We start from the raw sequence: 1,194 nt of genomic DNA, 5'->3' as shown, positions 1-1,194 counted from the left end.
AACACAGTGGACGCGAGCAACTGAGGACAAGCCCTCGGCCTATTAGTACCGGTCACCTCCACCAGTTACCTGGCTTCCAGATCCGGCCTATCAACCCAGTCGTCTACTGGGAGCCTTACCCCATCAAGTGGGTGGGAATACTCATCTCGAAGCAGGCTTCCCGCTTAGATGCTTTCAGCGGTTATCCCTCCCGAACGTAGCCAACCAGCCATGCCCTTGGCAGAACAACTGGCACACCAGAGGTTCGTCCGTCCCGGTCCTCTCGTACTAGGGACAGCCCTTCTCAATATTCCTGCGCGCGCAGCGGATAGGGACCGAACTGTCTCACGACGTTCTAAACCCAGCTCGCGTACCGCTTTAATGGGCGAACAGCCCAACCCTTGGGACCGACTCCAGCCCCAGGATGCGACGAGCCGACATCGAGGTGCCAAACCATCCCGTCGATATGGACTCTTGGGGAAGATCAGCCTGTTATCCCCGGGGTACCTTTTATCCGTTGAGCGACGGCGCTTCCACAAGCCACCGCCGGATCACTAGTCCCGACTTTCGTCCCTGCTCGACCCGTCGGTCTCACAGTCAAGCTCCCTTGTGCACTTACACTCAACACCTGATTACCAACCAGGCTGAGGGAACCTTTGGGCGCCTCCGTTACTCTTTAGGAGGCAACCGCCCCAGTTAAACTACCCATCAGACACTGTCCCTGATCCGGATCACGGACCCAGGTTAGACATCCAGCACGACCAGACTGGTATTTCAACGACGACTCCCCCCGAACTGGCGTCCGGAGTTCACAGTCTCCCAGCTATCCTACACAAGCCGAACCGAACACCAATATCAAACTGTAGTAAAGGTCCCGGGGTCTTTCCGTCCTGCTGCGCGAAACGAGCATCTTTACTCGTAGTGCAATTTCACCGGGCCTATGGTTGAGACAGTCGAGAAGTCGTTACGCCATTCGTGCAGGTCGGAACTTACCCGACAAGGAATTTCGCTACCTTAGGATGGTTATAGTTACCACCGCCGTTTACTGGCGCTTAAGTTCTCAGCTTCGCCCCACCGAAATGGAGCTAACCGGTCCCCTTAACGTTCCAGCACCGGGCAGGCGTCAGTCCGTATACATCGCCTTACGGCTTCGCACGGACCTGTGTTTTTAGTAAACAGTCGCTTCTCGCTGGTCTCTGCGGCCACCCCCAGCTC

At 56.5% G+C, this 1,194-nt stretch carries 1 rRNA gene; it reads right to left on the bottom strand.

What is annotated here, in order from left to right:
* Positions 1 to 22: 22 nt before the first annotated feature.
* A 23S ribosomal RNA gene (locus ACFZB3_RS50120) occupies positions 23 to 1,194 on the bottom strand; the annotation flags it as partial.

Source organism: Streptomyces sp. NPDC008092 (genome assembly GCF_042957285.1).
Lineage (GTDB): Bacteria > Actinomycetota > Actinomycetes > Streptomycetales > Streptomycetaceae > Streptomyces.
Note: the sequence above shows the minus strand (reverse complement) of the source record. Positions and strands in the feature narration are given on the sequence as shown.